Source organism: Nonomuraea wenchangensis, assembly GCF_900111685.1.
Classification (GTDB): domain Bacteria; phylum Actinomycetota; class Actinomycetes; order Streptosporangiales; family Streptosporangiaceae; genus Nonomuraea; species Nonomuraea wenchangensis.
Genome location: NZ_FOHX01000005.1, coordinates 446,436 through 462,056, shown reverse-complemented (window position 1 = coordinate 462,056; position 15,621 = coordinate 446,436). Strand labels below are relative to the sequence as shown.

The following is a 15,621-nucleotide window of genomic DNA, read 5'->3' as shown; positions in this document are numbered from 1 at the left end:
TTCTACGCCCCTGCACCCGCCTGCCGCCGGGAGGCTGACCCGTGGCCACGACCCTGACGTCCGCGGAGGAGGCGGGGCGCTGCCTCGCCACGCCCGCCGCGTACACCGACGAGGCCCGCCTGCACGAGGCCCTGGCGCTGCTGCGCCGCGAGTCGCCCGTGCGGCGGGTGGAGGCCGACGGCTACCGGCCCTTCTGGGCGGTGACGCGCCACGCCGACGTGCTGGAGATCGAACGGGACAACGCGCTGTGGCTGAGCGCGCCGCGGCCGGTGCTGCGCCGGGCCGAGGTGGACGCCGCACTGGAGGCGCATCGGGCGCGCGGCGACGGGCTGAAGACGCTCGTCCACACCGACGACCCCGAACACCGGGAGCTGCGCGCGATCGGCGCGGACTGGTTCAGCCCGAAGGCGATGCGCGAGCTCCAGCCGCGGGTGCGGGAACTCGCCAGGCGGTACGTCGACCTGCTGGCCGAGCACGGCGGCCGGTGCGACTTCGTACGGGAGGTCGCCGCGCACTATCCGCTGCGCGTCATCCTGTCGCTGCTGGGGCTGCCGGAGTCGGACTTCCCGCTGATGTTGCGGCTGACGCAGGACCTGTTCGGCCAGGACGACGACAGCCGGCGGCGCGGCGGCGAGGAGGCGGCGGCCCACACGTCGGTGCTGGCGGACCTGCTCGGCTACTTCCGCGAGCTGACCGCGGCCCGCCGCGCCCGTCCGACCGGCGACCTGGCCTCGGCCATCGCCAACGCCCGGGTGGACGGCCGGCCGCTGAGCGACGCCGACGCGGCCTCGTACTACGTCATCATCGCCACGGCCGGGCACGACACGACCACCTCCACCATCGCGGGCGGGCTTGAGGCGCTCGTCCGGCATCCGGGCGAGCTGCGGCGGCTGCGGGAGGACCCTGGGCTGCTGGCATCGGCCGCCGAGGAGATGATCCGCTGGGTGAGCCCGGTGAAGGCGTTCATGCGGACGGCGGCGGCCGACACCGCCGTGCGGGGGACGCCGATCAGGGCCGGTGAGTCGGTGCTGCTGTCGTACCCGTCGGCGAACAGGGACGAGGAAGTGTTCGACGACCCGTTCCGCTTCGACGTGGGCCGGACGCCGAACCGGCATCTGGCGTTCGGGGCGGGGGTGCACTACTGCCTGGGGGCCGGGCTGGCGCGGATGGAGATCCAGGCGCTGTTCGCCGAGCTGGTCCCCCGGCTCGCGGAGGTCGGGCTGGACGGCGAGCCCGCCTGGCTGGCGACGACGTTCGTGGGCGGGCTGAAGACCTTGCCCATCCGGTACGCGCTGCGCTGACCCGGCGCTCAGCGGTGGTCGCGGCGTAGCGGGTGGTCGGGCGGCACCTCCACCAGGACGAGGCGGTGGCCGTCCGGGTCGGCGATCCACAGCTCGACCAGCCCCCACGGCTCGCGGCGGGCCTCGCGCAGCACCTCCACGCCGGCCTGACGCAGGCGGGCCTCCTCGGCGGCCACGTCGCGCACCTGCAGCCAGAGCGACACCCCGCCGGGCTCGTCCCCGGATCCGTCCCACTGGCCGGACAGCTCCAGGAAGCCCTGCCCGAGGAAGAACACCGTGCAGGGATGCTCGGGCGGGCCGAACTCGCGGTAGACGGCCAGGCCCAGGGTCTCGGCGTAGAACCGACGGCTGCGCGCGGGGTCCCGCGGGCGCAGCAGCACCCGGCTGCTCAGCACGTCCATGCCGCACCCCTTCCCGCCGTGCGGGACCCCCAAGCCCCACCCGGTGAACCTCGAACCGCTCGCCCGTTTCCACGTGGAGCTCGACCCGATCCTCGACCTGGGCGCGACGCACTGGGGCAACCGCCGGGTGGTCACCATCGCGGGCGGCTCGTTCGAGCGGGCCCCGGCTGTCCGGGCGGATGCTGTCCGGCGGCGCGGACTGGCAGGTCGTGCACGCCGACGGCACCATCAGCATCGACACCCGCTACACGCTGCGCACCCACGACGGCGCGCACCTCTACATCACCACCAGCGGCGTCCGGCACGGCCCGCCCGAGATGCTCGACCGGCTGGCGAGCGGCGAGGACGTCGATCCCGCCGAGTACTTTCCGGCTGTTCTGCCGCTTCGAGACGGGCGACGAGCGGTATCACTGGCTCAACAGGACGCCGCCCGCGGCCTCCGCGGCACGCGCGGCGTCCGCCGTCCGTTACGACGCCTACATCCTCACCTGACCCCCCCACCCCTCTTGGGAGCCGCCATGCCGAAGCTCGACCGCCCGCCGCTGTCCGTCGTCGTCGAGCACGACGCGCCCATGCCGATGCGCGACGGGACCGTCCTGCGCGGCTCCGTCCACCGTCCCGCCGACGGCGGGCCGTTCCCCGCGCTGCTGGTGCGCACGCCGTACGGGGAGCAGACGTTCCGGTCGGTGCCGGTGATCCCGGCGCTCCAGGCGGGCTTCGCGGTGGTGCTGCAGCACTGCCGGGGACGCGGCAGCAGCGACGGGGAGTTCCGGCCGTGGCGGGACGAGGGCGCCGACGGCCACGACACGATCGCCTGGATCACCGGGCAGCCGTGGTCGAACGGCGAGGTGGTGATGAGCGGGATGTCGTACCTGGCGGGCTGCGCGCTCCAGGCCGCCGCCACCCGGCCGCCGGGGCTGAAGGCGGTCGTCGCGCAGATGACGCCGCACGACTTCCACGACGGCCTGAAGTACCACGGCGGCGCGTTCGCGCTCGGCTCGGCGCTGAACTGGGGGGCGCTGCAGGCGATGCTCGGGTTGCTGCACGCCATGGAGGCGGGCGGGAAGGCGGGCGAGGACGCGGGCGCCGCGTTCGGCGCGCTGCTCCCGGTGCTGGGCGACCAGGGCACGGCGGCGCGCACGCTGCCGGTACGCGACATCCCGGGCATCCCGTGGTGGCGGGACTGGACGGGGCATCCGGAGCGGGACGCGTACTGGGAGGATCTGGCCGAGACCCTGCGGCACGACCGGATCGAGGTGCCGGTCATGCACGTGGCGGGCTGGTTCGACCTGTTCCTGGCCGGGACGCTGGAGAACCACCGCCGCCTCGGCGGGCCGCTGGTCATCGGGCCGTGGACGCACCTCGCGCCCGGCGCGTCGGGTGCCGGGCGGCTGGACTTCGGGTTCGGGGCGCAGGCCGGGACCATCCGGCTCGAACAGCGCCAGCTCGCCTTCCTCAAGGGCGAGGACACCGGCCCGGCCGTGCAGATCTTCGTCATGGGCGACGACGTGTGGCGGGAGGAGGAGTCCTGGCCACTGGCCCGTGCCGTGGAGACCCGCTACCACCTGCACGCCGACGGCCTGCTGTCGCCCGCTCCCCCCGCGTCGGACGAGCCGCGTACGTTCGTCTTCGACCCGCGCGACCCCGTGCCGACGACCGGCGGGCCGCTGCTGCTGGCCGACCCCACCAACGTCGGCCCGCAGGACCAGCGGGACGTGGAGCGCCGGCCCGACGTGCTCTGCTACACGACCGAGGAGCTGACGGCCGACGTCGAGGTGACCGGGCCGGTGACGGTGACCCTGCGCGCCGCGACCTCGGCGGCGGGCACCGACTGGACGGCCAAGCTGGTGGACGTGTACCCGGACGGGCGGGCCATGAGCGTCATCGACGGCATCACGCGTACCTCGACCTCGTCGGGGACGTACCTGATCGACCTGGTGGCGACCAGCCAGGTCTTCAAGGCCGGGCACCGGATCCGGGTGGAGATCTCCAGCTCGAACTTCCCGCGCTTCGACCGCAACCCGGGCACCGGGCGGCCCGCCGCCGAGGCCGGGGAGGCCGACCTGGTGGTGCAGCGCCAGCGGGTGTTCCCGGACTCCTTCCTCACCCTCCCGATCGTCCCCCGCTGAGCGGGAAACCCCTGACGCGGCAGTCGGGGCGGGCCCGTCACAGCGGGCCCGCCCCGACATGCGTCGTCATTTCTTGAACGCGTCCTTGACCTTCTTGCCCGCGTCCTTGACCTTCTCGCCCGCCTGCTTGAGGCCGCCCTCGGTCTGGTCGGCGCGGCCCTCGGCGCGCAGTTCCTCGTCGCCGGTCACGTCTCCCAGGTTCTCCTTGGCCCGGCCCTTGAGCTCCTGGGCCTTGTTCGAGACCTTGTCCTCGGCGCTCATATGTGTGCCTCCCTTGTCGTGCTGGGCTGTCATTTCTCAGCGAGCACTTCCTCTTTCCCGGCAGCGCGGTGGGAAACCCGTGTCCGCGTTCAGTCCACGTCCACGTCGTCGAGCAGGCGGAGCAGGCGGGAGAGCACGCGGAGGCAGGCGGCGATGTCGGCGTCGGACAGATCGCCGCCGATCCGGCCGAGCACCGCCCGTTCCCGGGCGAGAACGGCGTCGATGGCGGCCTGCCCCTCCTCGGTGAGCCGGACGAGGGAGGACTTCCGGTGCGCCGGGTTGGGGGCGAACGCCACCAGGCCGCGCGCCGCCGCGTCGTTGGCCGTGCGCTGCACGAACTGCCGGCTCAGCGCCTGCTCCCGCCCCATCTGCGGCACGGTCATGGGCCCGTGCTCGCGCAGCAGGTGGAGCACGGCGCGTACGCCGACCGACAGGCCCTCGATGGGGGCGTCCTGCTCGACCTTGCGCTGTGCCCGCCGGTACAGCGGCCCGACCAGGTCGAACACCTCGGTCAGGCGGTCGGTGGGCCGTACGGGATCTGTTCCGTTCACCCCGCCATCATGACACCTGGGTTGTCATCATGGCGAGAAAGTGACACCTTGGTTGTCATGAACGACCTCTTCCGGCTCGACACCGGAGGCTCCGGCCCGCCCCTCGTCCTGCTGCACGGCGGCTTCCTCGACCACGGCATGTGGGCCGACCAGATCCCGTACTTCGCCGGGCGGCACCGGGTGATCGCGCCCGACGCCCGCGGCCACGGCCGCTCGGCCAACGCCACGGGCCCGTACCGGCTCGCCGACGACCTCGCCGGCCTGTTGCGCCACCTGGACGCCGGCCCCGCCGTCCTGGCCGGCGTCTCGATGGGGGCGAGCGTCGCCGTGGACACCGCGCTTGAGCACCCGGACCTGGTCCGGGCCGTGGTCGTCACCGGCGCCGGCACCTCCGAGCCGTACTTCACCGACCCCTGGACCGTCCAGGCCATGTCCTCCTGGCACGCGGCGATGGCGGCCGGCGATTTGGAGGGCTCGATCGACGGGTTCATGGCCTTCGCCGCGGGCCCGCACCGCGCAGAGTCCGACCTCGATCCGCAGGTCACGGCCCGCCTGCGCGCCATGGCGAGGACCACCATGGCCAAGCACGCCGCCGGCGAGCCAGTCAGCCTCGTCCCGGTCCGCGACACCTGGGAGCGCGTCCCCAAGATCGGCGTCCCGGTCCTCGCCGTGCACGGCGCGCTCGACTCCCCCGACCACCTCGCCATGGCCGCGCGCCTGGCCGCCGAGGTCCCCGACGGCCGGGAGGCCACCGTCGAGGGCGCGGCGCACTATCCCAACATGGAACGCCCCGGCGTCTACAACGAGATCGTCGGGGCGTTCCTGGACGGGTTGCGACGCTGACGGCCAGACGGCGTCCACGTGAGGTCGCCGCGGGCGCGCAGCCCGCGTACCGAGCCGTTCTTCCAGGCCCAGGGCGGGCAGCACGTGCACCACGTCCCGTTCGGGGCGAGGGCCCTTTGCTAGGCCCGGAGGTCGGATGACTGGTCGTCGGCGCTCGTGAAGAGGGTCCTGCGGGCCAGGACGCCGATGATCAGGGCCGCCGCCACCAGGACGGCGGCGGCCCACGCGGGCGAACGGTGACCGAGGCCGGCGGCGAGGGCCAGGCCGCCCAGGGCGGGCCCCACGGCGGCGCCCACGTTGAGCGCGGCCGTGGCGAAGGAGCCGCCGAGCGACGGCGCGCCGGACGCCGCGTACAACGCCCGCGCGATGAGGGCCGAGCCGACGGCGAACGCGAGCGCCCCCTGGACGAAGGCGAGCAGCACGGCGGCGGCCGGGCTGCCGGCCGTGGCGGCCAGCAGCGCCCACCCGGCGAGCAGCGCGATCCCGCCCCCGGCGAGCAGCGCCACCGGCCTCGTGTCCGACAGCCGGCCCGCGACGCTCACCCCCGCGAACGAGCCGAGCCCGAACAGCGCCAGCACCGCCGGCACCCAGCCCGCCGCCAGCCCGGCCACCTCGGTCACCAGCGGGGCGAGGTAGGTGAAGACGCAGAAGGTGGCGGCGTTCACGAGCGCGGCCAGGACCAGCACCACGACCACCCGTGCCTCGCCCAGCACCCGCGCCTCCCCCCGGACACCGCGTGCCACCGCCCCGTTCGCCTCGGGGATCCCGCGGAGGACGGCGTACAGCGCCGGGAGGCAGGCGAGCGCCACCGCCCAGAAGGCCGCGCGCCAGCCGAACATCTGCCCGAGCACCGCCCCGCCCGGCACCCCCGCTACGCACGCCAGCGTGACGCCGCCGAGCAGGACCGACGTGGCCCGGCCCTTGGCGTCCGGCGGCACCATGGCGACGGCCGCCGCCAGCCCCACCGCGAGGAAGCCGGCGTTGGCGACCGCGGCCAGGACCCGCGTCACCAGCAGCACGCCGAAGTCGGCGGTGACCGCGCCGACCACGTGCACGAGCACGAACACGACAAGGAACGCCGTCAGCGCCCGCCGTCGCGGCCAGCGCATGCCCGCGACCGCCATCAGCGGCGCCCCGACGATCATTCCGGCGGCGAAGGCCGACGTCAGCGCCCCCGCGGCGGAGACGGAGACGCCGAGGTCACGGGCGAGGTCCGGGACGAGGCCGGACAACATGAATTCCGAGGTCCCCTGCGCGAAGACAGCCAGCGCAAGGACATAAAGGGCCAAAGGCATGAGTTGCGACTCCACAGCCACGTCGAAGAACGACCCCGGCACGATGGGCTCGGGGTTCCGGTCCGTACGACGGTGATCCGGTGGCTGGAAAGGCGCAGCCCACGACGGCCCGGACGGCGGAGAGCGGACGCGGGCGCGACGGCATGCTGCGGGACGCCACCGGATGACCGGTGGCTAGAGTCTTGACGCCTCAGGGCCGGACGACATGATCACACCCTAGTGAGGGGCCCGGCCGGGCGTCCAACCGATTCCGCCCGGCCCTGAGCTCACGGGGGGTACTTCCCCGTCGCGGACGAGGGACCGTAGCCCCCGGAGGCGGAGAAGGACGCCCGCCACTCCCCCCTGCTGCGCGGCGTGGTGACGGTGAACCTGCCGGAGGGGTTGCCGGTGCACGCTGAGCAGCATCGCCGTGGCCGGGTCGTCGTACCTGGTCGACGCGGCGAGCTGGGCGATCCGGAGGGCGGCGGCCTCGTCCCGCTGCCGGGAGCCGGCCCGGTCCTGGGCGACGGCGACGGCGGTGGCGGCGAGGACCAGCGCCATGAGCGCGGCCATGACGCCCGCCGTCCGCCTGCGCCGCCGCAGCCGGGCGCGGGTCCTGGCGGCCGACTCCGCCAGGAAGGCGTGCTCCAGCGAGTTCGGCCGGAGCAGCCCGCCGCCGCTCTCGGCCCAGGCCAGGGCGTCGCGGAGGGCCGTACCCCGGTACAGGTCGTCGGGTTCGCGGCCGTGGTCGTCCCACAGGCGGGCCGCCGCGCCGAGCGGGCCGTGCACCGCCAGGCCGGGCCGGTCGGCCTCGATCCAGCCGCGCAGCCGGGGCCAGGCACGCATCAGGCCGGCGGCGGCCAGGGTCACGGCGTCGTCGCGGCGTACCAGCAGGCCCTCGCCGGCGAAGCCGTCCAGCACGCGGGCCACCGCCTGCGGGTCGGTGGTGGGGTCGGACAGCTCGTGCACGTACGCGGTCCGCAGCGCGCCGTCGGCGCCGTCGCCTGGGAGGACGAGGCGCAGCAGGACGCGCGGCACGACCTCCCTGTCCTCGGGGCCCAGCTCGCTGTAGACCTGCTCGGCCAGCTCGGCGGGCGAGGGCTCGACGGCCGCCGCCGGGCGGAGCAGACCGGCGGCGGCCCGGCTCCCCTGCCGGAGCAGCCGGTCCGTGTCGTCCGGCCGATCGGGAACCGCCTCCGGATCACGAGCAACGGGCCCGAGGGTGGAGCCGGTGGCGGGTGGGGTGGGCGGCGGTGGGCCGGGGGATCGGGGAGCGAACTCGTCCGGGAGGCCCCGGGCGCCGCCCTGGCGCGGTGACGGCTCGGGGTAGGCGAGGAGTTCCGGGTCAGAGAGGAGTTCCGGGTGGGCGATGAGCTCCGGGTGGGCGAGGACCTCCGGATGGGCGAGGACCTCCGGATGGGCGAGGACCTCCGGCTTGGCGAGAGCGTCCGGGGTCAGCAGGGTCTCCGGGAGCAGCCGCTTCGGGGCCCAGCCGCCGACCAGGCGGAGCAGCAGCGTCGCGGCGTCCGGCCGGGTGTCGGCGTACAGCGACATCGCCGCCTCCACCAGCTCCCGCAGCCCCGGCAGCGGCACGACGGAGAAGTCCGGCCGGTGGTTCAGCACCCGGTAGCGCACCAGGGTCACGTCGCCGCCGCTGTCGCCGGCGAACGGTGAGCGCCCACTGGCCGCGTACAGCAGCACCGCTCCCCACGCCCACACGTCCACGCCGGTCCCGCCGCGCTGGCCGGCCAGCCGTTCCGGGGCCATGTACGCGGGCGTCCCGGCGGCGGCGCGGCCCTCGTTCGTGAGCGTCATGCCGTCGGCGTGGGCGATGCCGAAGTCGATCAGGCGCGGCCCGTCGGGCCCGAGCAGCACGTTGTCCGGTTCGAGGTCGCGGTGCACGATGCCCGCCCGGTGGACGCTGGTGAGCGCGGTGGCCATGCCGACCGCCAGCCGGTGCAGCGAGTCGTCGTCGAGCGGCCCGCCGGTCTCGACCGCCCGCCGCAGGTTGGGGCCGTCGACGTACTCGCTGACGATGTACGGCGGCAGCGCGTCCAGATCGGCCTCCAGGACGCGCGCCGTGCAGAAGGACGCCGCCCGCCGCGCCGCCACGACCTCCTTGGCGAAGCGGGAGCGCATGTCCCCCTGGTCGAGGTACTCCTCCCGGAGCGCCTTGATCGCGACCCGCCGCCCGGCGCGGTCGTACCCCTCGTAGACAACCCCCTGCCCGCCCGCTCCGAGACGCCTGACCAGCCAGTAATCCCCGAGCTGTCGCGGGTCTCCCGGGAGAAGGAGCCCCATGTCCTCGCAGAGGCCGCGACGGGCCCCGGTGATACCGGAGGTGTGGTCAGGAGTAGAAGTGCATGACGACCGCGAGGCCGACGAAGTGCATGAGCACCACGGCGACGATGAGCGCGACGAACACGAACTTGGCCGGGCCGTGCTCGAAGTGCTTGCCCTCCTTCAGCGGCCGCAGCTTGGCCTGGCGCTCGGCGATGCGCTCCTCCAGCGGCTTGCGGTGAAACACGGCGGTCCTTCCCGGCGATTGGTTTGCGCACTCATGGTTGGGAGGCTAATAGTTGGTACACAAAGGAAACTACCAGAGGCCACCGGAGGTCCCCTCATGGAGTACGCGACAGAGGTGGCGGACGTGACGGAAATCACGGACCCGCTGGCGCTGGAGCGGCAGGTGTGCTTCGCCCTCAGCATCGCCTCGCGCAGCGTGATCGGCATCTACCGGCCGCTGCTGCACCCCATGGGCCTCACCCATCCGCAGTATCTCGCGATGCTCGCGCTCTGGCAGCACGAGCCGCTGTCGGTGAAGGAGCTCGGCGAGCTGCTCCAGCTCGACCCCGGAACGATGTCGCCACTGCTGAAGCGGCTGGAGGCGCTGGGCTACGTCCGCCGCGAGCGCAACAGCAAGGACGAGCGCGCCCTGTCGGTCACCCTCACTCCCGAGGGCAGGGCGCTGCGGGCGGAGGCGGAGAAGATCCCGCCCGCCATCGTCTCCCGGCTCGGCATGGACCTCGACGAGCTGCAGGACCTGCACCAGGCGCTGACCCGCCTCACCGCCGCCGCCCGGCGCCCGTCGCAGGCGTGAACGACGGCGTGCCGCTGGAGCGGCGGATGACTGGATTGCTGGTCGGTGCCGTCTTCGGCGCCGTCTTCGTCGTCGTCAACGCGCACGCGCCGCTGAACGGCGTGGTGGCGACGTTCCTCAGGGTGGCGGCCTGCCTGGCCGCCGCCGCGGTCGCCGCGATGTGGTTCACCACCGCGCGCGGGCGGCGGGCCCGGGAGGGCGGCGGCGGGGCGATGTTCGGCCGCGGTTATCTGGCGGTGGTGGCGGCCGAGGTGCTGCTGCTGTTCGGGGGGCTGCGGGTGCTCGCCGCGTGGGGACGTCCCGAGCAGGTCAACGTGGCGTGGATCGCCGTGGTGGTGGGCGTGCACTTCGTGGCGCTGGCGCCGATCTGGCGGACGTGGGACATCGCGGTCCCAGGGGTGCTGCTGGCCGGGCTCGGGGCAGCGGGCTTCGTCATGGCCGGGACGGCGGCGGTCGGCTGGGTGCCGTTCGTCAGCGGCGTGCTGTCGGGGGTGACGCTGCTCGCGGGGGCGGTCGCCGTGGGGTGGCGCACGATGGCCTCGGCGGCCGGGACGGCCGCCTGACCGCGCGGCGACGCCCATATACCCCCTACCCCTATAATTCCTGACTTCGACCCCCTGAGGAGAGTCATGGAACACAGCGGTCATGATCACCCAACCCCCGGGCCTCGCTCGGCCACCTGGGCCATGGCGGCGCAGGCGACCCTGCACTGCCTGACCGGCTGCGCCATCGGCGAGGTGCTCGGCATGGTCATCGGCACCTGGCGCGGCCTGCCCGGCCTGACCACCGTCGTGCTGTCCGTGGCGCTCGCCTTCGTCTTCGGCTACGCGCTCACCATGCGCGGCGTGCTGCGGGCCGGCGTGGGCCTCCGTACCGCGCTGAAGGTCGCGCTGGCCGCCGACACCGTCTCCATCGCGGTGATGGAGGTCCTCGACAACGCGGTCATGCTGCTCGTGCCGGGCGCGATGAACGCGGGCCTGGACAGCGGCCTGTTCTGGGCGGCGCTGGCGGGCTCGCTGGTGACCGCCTTCGTGCTGACCACACCCCTGAACAAGTGGCTGATCGGGCGCGGCAAGGGGCACGCCGTCGTCCACCGATACCACCACTGACTCCTCGTTGAACGCGCCCGCCGCCACGGGCGTACCTCCCTATGGGCCGCCCACCGGACAGGGAGACCACGAGGAGGCTGAGTGGCCGTGCCAACAAGGGCCGCGCGCGCGGCGGCGCTCACCACGGCGCTCGCTGCGGCGCTGGCCGTCGCCGTGGCGGCCGTCCACCCCGGCGCCGCCCTCGCCGAGCCGACCCCCGCCCAGGCCAGGGCCAAGCTGGTGAAGCTCAACGAGCAGGCGGACCAGCTCGTCGAGCAGTACAACCAGGCGAACGAGACCTACCGGAAGGCCCGCGCCAAGTACGCGGCCCTCGACGCCGAGATCGGCCGCAGGGACGCCGCTGCCGCCGCCCTGCGCCGCGACCTCATGGCGGCCGTGGTCAGCGACTACCAGATCGGCTCCCCGGACGGCTGGGCCAGGCTGATGGGCCAGGGCAACCCGGAGGCGCTGCTCGGCGGCGTGGCCTCGCTCGACGAGATCGCGCGGGCGCGGGCGGCGAAGCTGCGCGCGTACGAGGCCGCCGACGCGGACCTGCGCAGACGGCACGCCCAGGCGAGGACCGTGCTGGCGGAGGCGGAGGAGGCCCGCGACAAGGTACGCGGCCGGCGCGACAAGGTGGACAAGATGGTCGCCGAGCAGACCAAGCTGCTGCGCCGGCTGGGCACCTTCCGCACCGGCGACCCGGCGAGCCGCGGCATCCCGTACACGGGGCCGGCCTCGGGCAGCGCTCGCGCGGCGCTGCGGTTCGCCTTCGCCCAGGTCGGCAAGCCCTACCGGTACGGCGGCACGGGGCCGGGCTCCTACGACTGCTCGGGCCTCGTCCAGGCCGCGTGGCGGGCGGCCGGGGTCAGCCTGCCGCGTACGACGTACACGCAGTGGAGCTGGGGCGCCTCCCGCCGCGTGCCCCTGACCGCCCTTCAGCCCGGTGACCTGCTGTTCAGCAGGGGCCTCGGCCACATGGGGATGTACGCGGGCAACGGCAAGATGGTGCACGCCCCGCAGACCGGCGACGTCATCAAGGTGGTCGACCTCGACGGCTACTGGCGGGGCCGCCTCGTCGGCGCCGTCCGCCCCTGACCGTCCAGGCTCTCGCGTCAGGCGGCCGACGGGGACTAACGTTCGGGGCGTGCGCGCGCTGATCTTCACCGCTCCCGGTCAGGCCGAGGTCCAGGACGTCGCTCCGCCGGAGCCGGGCCCCGGTGAGGTGGTGGTGGACGTGGAGCGGGCCGGGGTGTGCGGCACCGACGTGGAGCTGTTCACCGGCGGCATGGACTACTTCAGGACCGGCCGCGCCCGGCACCCGTTACGGCCCGGCCACGAGTGGTGCGGGCGCGTGAGCGCGACCGGGGAGGGAGTCGAGCCCGCCTGGCTGGGGCGCCGGGTCACCGGCGACACGATGCTCGGCTGCGGCCGGTGCGCCCGCTGCCGCGCGGGCCGGCACCACGTCTGCGCCGACCTGGCGGAGCTCGGCATCAGCCGGGGCCGGGCCGGCGCGCTGGCCGAGCAGGTGGCCGTGCCGGTGTCCGCGCTGCACCTGCTGCCCGAGGAGGTGGACGAGACGCTGGGCGCGCTCGTTGAGCCGGGGGGCAACGCGCTGCGCGCCGTCCGCGCCACCGGCCTGGAGCCGGGCGGACGGCTGCTGATCTTCGGTACGGGCACGATCGGCCTGCTGACGGCCCTGTTCGCGCGGGCCCACGGCATCGAGGCGCACCTGCTCGGCCGCGATTCCGGCGAGCTGGAGCGGGCCCGCGCCCTCGGCTTCGCCGGCGTGTGGACCCGCTCGTCGCTGCCGGGCCTGGCCTGGCACGCCGTCGTGGACGCGGCCAACGCCCCCGAGCTGCCCGCGCTCGCGCTCGATCTGGTGGAGCCCGCCGGGCGGGTGGTCTACATCGGGCTGGCCGCCGCCCCGTCCACGCTCGACACCCGGGGCATGGTGCTGAAGGACGTCACCGCGGTCGGCGTGCTCGGCGGCTCGGCGGGGCTGGCGGGGGCGATCTCCGCGTACGCGACCGGCGCCGTGGACGCCCGCCCCCTGGTGGCCGCCACCGTTGGGCTGGCCGGGACCGTGGACGTCCTGGCCGGCCGCCGCCCACCGGACGCCGGCCCCGGCCCGAAGATCCACATCGACCCCCGCTGCTGAGCTGCGGTCAAGGGCTCAGGGAGCGCCAGATGCGGTCGGGCAGGACGCGCGCCGCCATGGGGCGGCCGATCGGTCACCCAGCCCGGTGCGGAACACGCCCGGATGCACGGCGTCGATCGTGGTCCCCCGGTCGCGCCGGCGTTCGGCGAACGGCGGCACGGTCAGCAGGTTGCACAGCTTGGTGTCGGCGTAGGTTTGCTCCAGTTTCACGCGCGATGCGGGATCATGGAGGGGTGGCCGGGGCGTCGCAGCCGGCCGTCAGGACGAGCCGTTGCCGAGGGGTCCCCCGTGACGAGAGTTTCCCTGATCGTGCCCTGCTACAACGCCGCCAGGACCCTGCGCCTGTGCCTGGAGTCGGTGCTGGCGCAGACCCGCGTGCCCGATGAGATCGTGGTGGTGGACGACGCCAGCTCCGACGGCTCCGCCGCCCTGGCCGAGGAGCTGGGCTGCCGGGTCGTACGGCTGCCGGAGAACCGAGGCGTGTCCGCCGCCAGGAACGCCGGCGTCGCGAGCACCACCGGCGAGGTGATCTTCTTCCTGGACAGCGACGTGGCGCTGCGCCCCGACGCCGTGGCCGGCGCCCTGGCCGTCCTGGAGGCGGATCCGGGCGTGGGTTGCGTGCACGGCGTGTACGACACCGAGCCGCTCATCGACGACGGCCCCGTCGAGTGGTACCGCCTGCTGCACCAGGTGCACTGGCGGAGCCGGCACGTGGGCGAGGTCAACAGCGTGGTGTTCGCGCTGGCCGCGGTGCGGCGCGAGGTCCTGGCGGCGGCGGGCGCGCTGGACGAGAGCCTGCGCGACTGCGAGGACGTCGAGTACAGCAGCCGTCTCGCGGTCCGCACCAGGATCGTGCTGTCCGACGCCGTGGTGGGCCGGCACGACGAGGGGCACCGGCTGCTGCCGGTCCTCGGCGAGCAGTGGCGGCGGGCGCTGCCGCTGATCCCGCTGGCGCTGGCCACCGCCCGGCGCGGCGCGGCCAAGCCGGAGAACGCCAACAGCCGGGCCGGGATCCTCGCCTGCGCGCTCGCCCTGGCCTGCCTGCCGCTGGCGCTGCTGTCCCCGGCGCTGCTGGCCGTACCGGTGGCGCTGGTGGGGTGGTTCGTGGTGGCGGATCCGGGGTTGCTGCGGTTCGTGCACCGGGAGCGGGGGGCGGGGTTCACCGCCTACTTCATGGCCGTGCACCTGGCCGTGCACGTCGTGCTCGTGGCCGGGCTGGCGGTGGGCTCCCTGCGCGTGCTCCGCCCGGCCAGAACCTGAAGACGCGCGGGCGGGTCGCGTCAGGGCTTGAGCGACGCGCGGTAGACGGCGAGCGTCTCGGCGGCGGCGCGTTCCCAGCTCAGCCCCTCCCTGACCAGCCGCTCCCCGCGCCGGGCCAGCGCCCGCCGCAGCCCCGCGTCCGACATGACCTCGACGACGCCGCGCGCGATGTCGGCGGGCTCGCTGGCCCGTACGAACCGGACCGCGGGCCGCGCCGGGTCCGGCCCGATGAAGATCCGCGAGAAGCCGTCGCCGAGCACCGTGGCCCGCCCGAGCGCCATCGCCTCGGTCGCCACCAGCCCGAACGGCTCGAACAGCGACGGGAACACGCACGCTTCGGCCAGCTCGTAGTACGCCATCAGCTCCCGGGCCGGGACGAACCGCCCGGAGCACACCACCTTCCCACGCAGCCCGGTCGCCTCCGTGATGCGCCGCACGCCGGTCTCGTCGCCTTCGCCGGCGATCACCAGCCGCGCCCCGGGCACCGCCTTCACCACCTCCCGCATCGCCTCCAGGAGCTGGTAGACGCCCTTCTGCCGTTCGATCCTGCCGACGAACAGCAGCACCCGGTCCCGCTCGGCGAGCCCCAGCGACCGGCGCAGCTCCGCCGCCTCCGCCCGCAGCGCCGCCCGGTCGAAGGCGGGGTCGGCCAGCGCCGGCTCGTACGTGCCGCCGAGCGGCACCACGTCGATCGGCGTCCGCCGCCACCCGGCGGCCAGCAGCTGCTCGCGCACCTCGGGCGTGGCGACCACCACCCGCCGCGCGACGCGGGCCAGCCACCGCTCCAGCGCGGCGAACAGGTTGAACGGGTCGGTGATGCTGCGCTGCGGCGCGACGCCGTACTCGGTGGTGTGGACGTGGAAGACGACCGGCAGCCGCAGCAGGTAGTGGCAGAGCAGGCCGGCCAGGAAGTTCGTGGAGTCGTGCACGGCGACCAGGTCCGGGCGCGGGCCGCGGCGCAGCCGCCGCACGTAGCGCCAGTTGCTGGCCACCACGCGCAGCGTGAGCAGCAGGAACTCCGCCCGCCTGGTGCGGTTCAGCCGCCTGCCGCCGCCGGGGAGGCGTACGCGCGGGCGGTGCACGGCGACCCCGTCCACCCGCTCGTCCACGGGCAGGGCGCCGTCGTTCGGCGTGTGGACGGTCAGGTCGTGGTCGCGGGCCAGGTACGGGGTGATCAGCTCGACGTACCTGCCGAGTCCCGCGGTCACGTTGGGCGGGAACTGGTTGACGATGCAGGCGATTCTCATGACGT

17 protein-coding genes and 1 pseudogene are annotated in these 15,621 nt (G+C 74.4%); 10 read left to right on the top strand and 8 right to left on the bottom strand.

What is annotated here, in order from left to right; translation table 11 throughout:
• Window positions 1–41: 41 nt before the first annotated feature.
• Window positions 42–1,301, top strand: a complete 1,260-nt coding sequence (locus tag BMW85_RS17975; RefSeq protein WP_091082538.1) for a cytochrome P450 — start codon at window positions 42–44, stop codon at window positions 1,299–1,301.
• A gap of 8 nt (window positions 1,302–1,309) precedes the next feature.
• Here BMW85_RS17975 and BMW85_RS17970 read toward each other — a convergent pair whose 3' ends face one another.
• The gene (locus BMW85_RS17970) at window positions 1,310–1,702 is read right to left on the bottom strand and encodes a VOC family protein (RefSeq protein WP_091082536.1); all 393 of its coding nucleotides are present in this window, start codon (window positions 1,700–1,702) and stop codon (window positions 1,310–1,312) included.
• Window positions 1,703–1,881: 179 nt separating this feature from the next.
• Between BMW85_RS17970 and BMW85_RS52555 the strand changes: the two are divergent.
• Both BMW85_RS52555 and BMW85_RS17960 read left to right on the top strand, forming a co-directional pair.
• Window positions 1,882–2,194 (top strand): annotated as a pseudogene (locus BMW85_RS52555) (DUF3237 domain-containing protein).
• Between the two features lie 26 nt (window positions 2,195–2,220).
• Entirely contained in the window at window positions 2,221–3,831 is a 1,611-nt protein-coding gene (locus tag BMW85_RS17960; protein WP_091082535.1) for a CocE/NonD family hydrolase, read from the top strand.
• Window positions 3,832–3,897: 66 nt separating this feature from the next.
• Here BMW85_RS17960 and BMW85_RS17955 read toward each other — a convergent pair whose 3' ends face one another.
• Both BMW85_RS17955 and BMW85_RS17950 read right to left on the bottom strand, forming a co-directional pair.
• Entirely contained in the window at window positions 3,898–4,092 is a 195-nt protein-coding gene (locus BMW85_RS17955) for a CsbD family protein (protein WP_091082533.1), read from the bottom strand.
• Window positions 4,093–4,181: 89 nt separating this feature from the next.
• On the bottom strand, window positions 4,182–4,643 hold the full coding sequence (locus BMW85_RS17950; protein WP_091082531.1) for a MarR family winged helix-turn-helix transcriptional regulator: 462 nt from the start codon (window positions 4,641–4,643) through the stop codon (window positions 4,182–4,184).
• Between the two features lie 57 nt (window positions 4,644–4,700).
• Here BMW85_RS17950 and BMW85_RS17945 point away from each other — a divergent pair, with 57 nt between their 5' ends.
• Window positions 4,701–5,486 carry an alpha/beta fold hydrolase gene (locus BMW85_RS17945; RefSeq protein ID WP_091082530.1) on the top strand — a complete coding sequence of 262 codons (786 nt, stop codon included), beginning with the start codon at window positions 4,701–4,703 and terminating at the stop codon, window positions 5,484–5,486.
• 119 nt (window positions 5,487–5,605) lie between these two features.
• Here BMW85_RS17945 and BMW85_RS17940 read toward each other — a convergent pair whose 3' ends face one another.
• The 3 genes from BMW85_RS17940 to BMW85_RS17930 form a co-directional block, all read right to left on the bottom strand.
• Window positions 5,606–6,781: a Cmx/CmrA family chloramphenicol efflux MFS transporter gene (locus BMW85_RS17940; protein WP_091082528.1), complete on the bottom strand. Its 1,176-nt coding sequence runs from the start codon at window positions 6,779–6,781 to the stop codon at window positions 5,606–5,608.
• A 216-nt stretch (window positions 6,782–6,997) separates the two neighbouring features.
• Complete coding sequence (locus BMW85_RS17935) at window positions 6,998–9,061, bottom strand: serine/threonine-protein kinase (protein ID WP_091082527.1); 2,064 nt, start codon at window positions 9,059–9,061, stop codon at window positions 6,998–7,000.
• 46 nt (window positions 9,062–9,107) lie between these two features.
• A complete protein-coding gene (locus BMW85_RS17930; RefSeq protein WP_091082525.1) occupies window positions 9,108–9,287 on the bottom strand; it encodes a hypothetical protein in 180 nt (59 codons plus the stop codon).
• 123 nt (window positions 9,288–9,410) lie between these two features.
• Here BMW85_RS17930 and BMW85_RS17925 point away from each other — a divergent pair, with 123 nt between their 5' ends.
• From BMW85_RS17925 to BMW85_RS17905, 5 genes are all read left to right on the top strand, one after another.
• Window positions 9,411–9,860, top strand: a complete 450-nt coding sequence (locus BMW85_RS17925; RefSeq protein WP_281249586.1) for a MarR family winged helix-turn-helix transcriptional regulator — start codon at window positions 9,411–9,413, stop codon at window positions 9,858–9,860.
• 26 nt (window positions 9,861–9,886) lie between these two features.
• Window positions 9,887–10,423, top strand: coding sequence for a hypothetical protein (locus BMW85_RS17920; RefSeq protein WP_218155825.1), 537 nt, complete (start codon window positions 9,887–9,889; stop codon window positions 10,421–10,423).
• Between the two features lie 66 nt (window positions 10,424–10,489).
• Window positions 10,490–10,969 (top strand): DUF4396 domain-containing protein, encoded by a 480-nt coding sequence (locus BMW85_RS17915; protein ID WP_091082522.1) that lies wholly within the window; start codon window positions 10,490–10,492, stop codon window positions 10,967–10,969.
• 81 nt (window positions 10,970–11,050) lie between these two features.
• A complete protein-coding gene (locus BMW85_RS17910) occupies window positions 11,051–12,046 on the top strand; it encodes a C40 family peptidase (RefSeq protein ID WP_245774880.1) in 996 nt (331 codons plus the stop codon).
• A gap of 49 nt (window positions 12,047–12,095) precedes the next feature.
• Window positions 12,096–13,109, top strand: a complete 1,014-nt coding sequence (locus BMW85_RS17905; protein WP_091082520.1) for a zinc-dependent alcohol dehydrogenase — start codon at window positions 12,096–12,098, stop codon at window positions 13,107–13,109.
• Between the two features lie 15 nt (window positions 13,110–13,124).
• Here BMW85_RS17905 and BMW85_RS17900 read toward each other — a convergent pair whose 3' ends face one another.
• On the bottom strand, window positions 13,125–13,319 hold the full coding sequence (locus BMW85_RS17900; RefSeq protein WP_091082519.1) for a hypothetical protein: 195 nt from the start codon (window positions 13,317–13,319) through the stop codon (window positions 13,125–13,127).
• Window positions 13,320–13,397: 78 nt separating this feature from the next.
• Here BMW85_RS17900 and BMW85_RS17895 point away from each other — a divergent pair, with 78 nt between their 5' ends.
• Window positions 13,398–14,369, top strand: coding sequence for a glycosyltransferase family 2 protein (locus tag BMW85_RS17895; protein WP_245774879.1), 972 nt, complete (start codon window positions 13,398–13,400; stop codon window positions 14,367–14,369).
• 20 nt (window positions 14,370–14,389) lie between these two features.
• Here the strand turns inward: BMW85_RS17895 and BMW85_RS17890 are convergent, their stop codons facing one another.
• Complete coding sequence (locus tag BMW85_RS17890) at window positions 14,390–15,616, bottom strand: glycosyltransferase family 4 protein (RefSeq protein ID WP_091082937.1); 1,227 nt, start codon at window positions 15,614–15,616, stop codon at window positions 14,390–14,392.
• Window positions 15,617–15,621: the final 5 nt, after the last annotated feature.

Bases quoted from the DNA above. Each gene is read 5' to 3' on its own strand.
- BMW85_RS17970 (WP_091082536.1), bottom strand. From the start codon at position 1,702: ATGGACGTGCTGAGCAGCCGGGTGCTGCTGCGCCCGCGGGACCCCGCG.
- BMW85_RS17960 (WP_091082535.1), top strand. From the start codon at position 2,221: ATGCCGAAGCTCGACCGCCCGCCGCTGTCCGTCGTCGTCGAGCACGAC.
- BMW85_RS17955 (WP_091082533.1), bottom strand. From the start codon at position 4,092: ATGAGCGCCGAGGACAAGGTCTCGAACAAGGCCCAGGAGCTCAAGGGC.
- BMW85_RS17945 (WP_091082530.1), top strand. From the start codon at position 4,701: ATGAACGACCTCTTCCGGCTCGACACCGGAGGCTCCGGCCCGCCCCTC.
- BMW85_RS17940 (WP_091082528.1), bottom strand. From the start codon at position 6,781: ATGCCTTTGGCCCTTTATGTCCTTGCGCTGGCTGTCTTCGCGCAGGGG.
- BMW85_RS17935 (WP_091082527.1), bottom strand. From the start codon at position 9,061: ATGGGGCTCCTTCTCCCGGGAGACCCGCGACAGCTCGGGGATTACTGG.
- BMW85_RS17920 (WP_218155825.1), top strand. From the start codon at position 9,887: ATGACTGGATTGCTGGTCGGTGCCGTCTTCGGCGCCGTCTTCGTCGTC.
- BMW85_RS17915 (WP_091082522.1), top strand. From the start codon at position 10,490: ATGGAACACAGCGGTCATGATCACCCAACCCCCGGGCCTCGCTCGGCC.
- BMW85_RS17890 (WP_091082937.1), bottom strand. From the start codon at position 15,616: ATGAGAATCGCCTGCATCGTCAACCAGTTCCCGCCCAACGTGACCGCG.